Source organism: Plebeiibacterium marinum (assembly GCF_026013615.1).
Classification (GTDB): Bacteria; Bacteroidota; Bacteroidia; order Bacteroidales; family Marinilabiliaceae; genus Saccharicrinis; species Saccharicrinis marinus_A.
Genome location: NZ_JAPDPI010000089.1, coordinates 1 through 4,933, shown reverse-complemented (window position 1 = coordinate 4,933; position 4,933 = coordinate 1). Strand labels below are relative to the sequence as shown.

Here is a 4,933-nt window from a genome sequence, read left to right as displayed (position 1 = left end):
AGAAAACTCCTGTATTATAGTGGCCCCCTCCGCTCACCCCTCATCCCCTAAAGGGGAAGCCTCTCGCACCGTGTGGGTTGACACTCTCCCTTTAGGGAGTTGGAGGGTGCGGGTTGGAATAAATTCGAGTTTTCTTGCAAGCACTACTTAAGTCAAATTGTGCTTTCAGCACGATTTGACTCCCATCCTGACGGGACATCCTTTATACAATCATATGCTAATATGACTGTTTTATTTAAAAATGAATTAAATAATAGTAAAATGGACTATATTAAATGAATTTCTTGACAGAAGACCTTATTTTAGTATGCAAAACATTTGTATTTCAAAATAAGTGTCATGATAAAAAGGATTTATTTAATTCTGTTTTTGGGTTTACTGTTGTTAACCCATCCTGGCTATGCCAATGAGCCGGATTCTGCATATGTGTTTTCGTATGCAACTATTAAAAATAATAACCATAACGGCCTTCACTACGCCTGGAGTGTAGATAAGGACTGTTGGCACTCCATTGGCCCGGAAATGCGTTTCTTATTTTCAGATTTTGGAGCATGGGGATCTCAGAAGAGAATGATTTCGCCCTTTATGTTTCAAGATCAGAATGGTTTATGGCATTGCTTATGGACCCTGAATAATGATGTGGGTCAGTTTGCCCATGCCGATACCAAAGATCTGTACAACTGGAGGAGCCAGTCTTATCCAACAGTTATGGATCAGGGTAATGTGCTGGATATTGAGGTTTCATATCAAAAAAGCAGCGCTTGCTATCTGATTAGCTGGGCAAGTGAACAGGATAAAGGGCTAACGTATTTTAAAACAACAACAACAGACTTTAAATCATATACTCCTACCCAAAAAGCCACTAAACAAGATCGTCCGGGACTGCGGACAGAGGTGCTTTTGAATGGAGAAAGTCTGTCTGGCGTAATCCATAAAGTCTCCTGGGAAACTATTGATAAGCTTATTAAACATCAGGAATGGACTGCATTCCATAATCAGGAAAGGGCAGAAGAGTGTAAAGATGATCCGGTTAGATTCAAGGGCTTGGAAGATTTGAGTGCAAAACTGACACTCTATCCCGAAAAGAGTAAAAAAATCAGCGATATGTTGATTGGTGCTTTCTTCGAAGATATTAATTACGCTGCCGATGGTGGGATATATGCCGAGTTAATTCAAAACAGGGGTTTTGAGTACGATTTAAACGACACACAAGGGAGGGATAAAACCTGGACGCATAAAAAAGCCTGGTCTGTAACGGGACAGGCATCATTTAAAATCGATACCCTTTCCCCAATTCATCCTAACAACAGGCATTTTGCCGTTCTACAGGTTAATGAACCAGGTGCATGCATCAGTAATAGTGGTTTTGATGGTATCCCGGTGATGGAAGGAGAGAAATATGATTTTTCTATTTTTGCCAGGAGCCTTAGTGATAGCAAAGGTGGTTTAAAAGTAACAATTTCTGATAGGCAAGGCAATGTGATAGGTGAAGCAAGCGTAAAAAAATTAAGTTCAGAATGGAATAAATATGAAGGCGTAATTACTGCCGGAAAAACTGTAGATGACGCACTTATATCTATACAGCCTGTGGAGAAAGGTTCTTATGCCCTTGATATGCTATCTTTATTTCCCCAAAATACTTTTATGGGGCGTAAAAACGGGTTGCGCAAGGATCTTGCCCGGGTAATTGCTGATATCAAACCCCGCTTTATTAGATTTCCGGGAGGTTGCGTAGCCCATGGAAACGGGATTGATAACATATACCATTGGAAAAATACTATAGGTCCACTGGAAGCCCGGAAGCCACAGCGAAATATATGGAACTATCATCAATCCATGGGTTTAGGCTATTTTGAGTACTTTCAGTTTTGTGAAGATATTGGAGCAGAGCCTGTTCCTGTTGTTGCGGCTGGTGTTCCTTGTCAAAACTCTTCAATTGGGGGACATGGACAGCAAGGAGGAATACCCATGTGTGAAATGGGAGATTATGTGCAGGAAGTGCTCGACCTGATTGAATGGGCCAATGGTGATAAAAATACCCGTTGGGGTAAATTAAGAGCGGAAGCAGGCCATCCAAAACCATTTAATTTGAAATATATTGGTATTGGAAATGAAGATCTGATTACGGATGTATTCGCCGAACGTTTTTCTATGATATATAAAGCGGTAACAGAAAAGTATCCGGAGATAATAGTGATAGGTACAGTTGGCCCGTTTTATATGGGTACTGATTATGTGGAAGGCTGGAAACTAGCCTCTGATCTGGAAGTGCCAATGGTGGATGAGCATTATTATCAGCCTCCGGGTTGGTTTATCAATAATCAGGATTATTACGACCGTTACGACAGGAGCAAACCCAAAGTTTATCTGGGGGAGTATGCCAGTCATTTACCGGGGCGACCCATGAATATAGAAACAGCTTTGTCTGAGGCTCTTTATTTAACTTCTGTTGAGCGGAATGCAGATGTGGTTACCATGACTTCTTTTGCTCCTTTATTGGCTAAGGAACATCACACACAATGGAACCCGGATTTGATATACTTTAATAATACTGAGGTTAAACCAACAGTGGATTATTATGTGCAGAAAATGTATGGTAACAACAGCGGCGATTACTATGTTCCCGGATATATTGATTTGTCAACAACCAACCAGGAAGCCATTGAGCGGGTTGCCTATTCCGTGGTAAAAGATTCAAAGAGCAACGACATAATTATTAAATTGGTAAATATGTTGCCGGTAAGTGTTCATGTTAACATTGATTTATCAAAGTTTATAAACACTCCATGCAGAGGTAAATTAACTGTTTTAAAAGGAAATCCTACAAGTAAGGAGGCTCTGCCAAAGGAATCCGAAATTGATATGGACAGCAATACTCAGTTTGAGTCAGCGCCTTATTCATTTTCATTGATACGCGTGGGCTTATGAGTAGTGCTCGCTAGAAAACTCGATTTTATCCCAATCCACACCCTCCAACTCTCCCGAATACAAGTTCGGGACAGGCTTTATAGGGAGAGTCTCAACCCACACAGTGCGAGAGGCTTCCTCTTCAGGGGACGAGGGGTGAGCGATGGCGGTCACTATAATTGAACGATATGAGTGTGTTAATTGTATTATATAATCAAAACTAAATAATAAGATGATCAAATTTATAAATGTAGTATTAGTTACCATGTTAGGAATGATAACTCTAAATGTTGAAGCACAGCAGTACAAGTTAAAACTATGGCCGGAGGGAGTGCCTGGATCAAAAGAAAATTCCTCATATGTTGAGTCTTTTACTGATAACAGAGGCAGGACCAACCGGGTAGTCCGGGTTACGGATCCAACAATTTCAGTGTTTCTTCCTGAAAAAGAAAAGGCAAACGGAACTGCAGTATTAATATGTCCCGGAGGTGGATATTCATGTCTGGCATGGGATCATGAAGGTTTTATGGTGGCCAAGTGGCTTAACGACCATGGAATTGCAGGAGTATTGTTAAAGTACCGTTTGCCTAGTGATCAAATAATGGAGGAGAAAAATATGGGGCCTTTACAAGATGCCCAACAAGCCATGCGCATGATAAGGAATAATGCCGAAAAATGGAATATCAATCCTGACAAAGTTGGCGTAATGGGCTTTTCAGCAGGAGGTCATTTGGCATCTACCATTTCAACTCAGTATGCTAGGGATTTGCAATCAACTACCGATACCACATCGGCTCGCCCGGATTTCTCGGTTTTGGTATACCCGGTAATTTCAATGAATAAGGATTATACACATATGGGTTCAAGAAATAACCTGATTGGTAAAGAACCCACAGAAGAGCTTGTAAAACAGTATTCTAATGAGTTGCAGATAAATAAGGAAACCCCAATGGCATTTATGGTGCACTCTCTGGATGACAGAGCCGTACCCATAGAAAATAGCTTAAACTATTACAAGGCTCTTAAAGCAAACGGTGTTAAAGGAGAGTTGCATATCTTTCAAAAAGGAGGACATGGTTATGGGTTGGATAAAAGTAAAGGCACTCAATTGCAATGGCCGGCTATGCTGTTGCAATGGTTGGATATGAATGGATTTTAAGTCTGAAGGTCTTTTGTAAAAGTATCAGACTTGCAGCCTCAATTAACGAGACGCTAAGTTCCTTGTGGCGATTCCTTTGAGTGTTTAAAAAGAAGTTTGTTTGCCATAAAAACCTAAACATCAAGGGAATCAATCTTCCCCCCAAGTAGGGGGAAGTACCATGCTAAAGGCATGGGGAAGGGGGTAAATATATACTAATACAATAACTAGAAGTAATACCTGCTTATCTCCTTCCAATCTTCATAATCTCTTTTATAATAATATCAGGATGTTGTAAGTTTATTTCTATAATATTTTAATTCAATAGTTCGTTAATTTTTTATAAGTGTAAGAATATGAGATATTTAATAAAACCAACTTAAGTTGAGTAAAGATTTGATTTTAAGCATATTGCAAATAAGTCTCTCGTCTCTCATCTAAAATCTAACGATCTGTTATTAATTAGGGTCTATCTTTTTTAATGAAGCCAATAGTTGTTTTAATAAAATTGACAAGATTTTATGAACCATACCCCCTTCCCCCCATCTTTGATGTGGTACTTCCCCCTGCTCAGGGGAAGATTGATTCCCGTAACGTACAACATTTTACTAATATTATAATTCGTTCCGAACACCCAAGTACTATGCCCCATAGCCGTCAGGCTAAGGTTCTATTTTATTAGAATAATGTTATATATTTTAGCCTGAAGGTCTTTTGTAAAAGTATTCTGTATATCGTGCTGAAAGCACAGCTTATCCTAGCCCCATGCAACGCATGGGGTTATGTAAGAAGGTAATCAACGTCCTGTAGGGACAGCTCATTCATTTTTGAAGAAAGACATTACAAAAGCCTGTCTTTTAAATATGAGTATCTAATTTTCCTAAAAGA

General features: G+C 39.6%; 2 protein-coding genes. Both read left to right on the top strand.

The window, feature by feature from the left end:
* The first annotated feature begins 339 nt into the window (after positions 1-339).
* Entirely contained in the window at positions 340-2,928 is a 2,589-nt protein-coding gene (locus OM074_RS20780; RefSeq protein WP_301202622.1) for an alpha-L-arabinofuranosidase family protein, read from the top strand.
* A 211-nt stretch (positions 2,929-3,139) separates the two neighbouring features.
* Positions 3,140-4,066: an alpha/beta hydrolase gene (locus OM074_RS20775; protein WP_301202621.1), complete on the top strand. Its 927-nt coding sequence runs from the start codon at positions 3,140-3,142 to the stop codon at positions 4,064-4,066.
* Positions 4,067-4,933: the final 867 nt, after the last annotated feature.

Coding starts and splice junctions, on each gene's coding strand:
- OM074_RS20780 (WP_301202622.1), top strand. CDS start 340: ATGATAAAAAGGATTTATTTAATTCTGTTTTTGGGTTTACTGTTGTTA.
- OM074_RS20775 (WP_301202621.1), top strand. CDS start 3,140: ATGATCAAATTTATAAATGTAGTATTAGTTACCATGTTAGGAATGATA.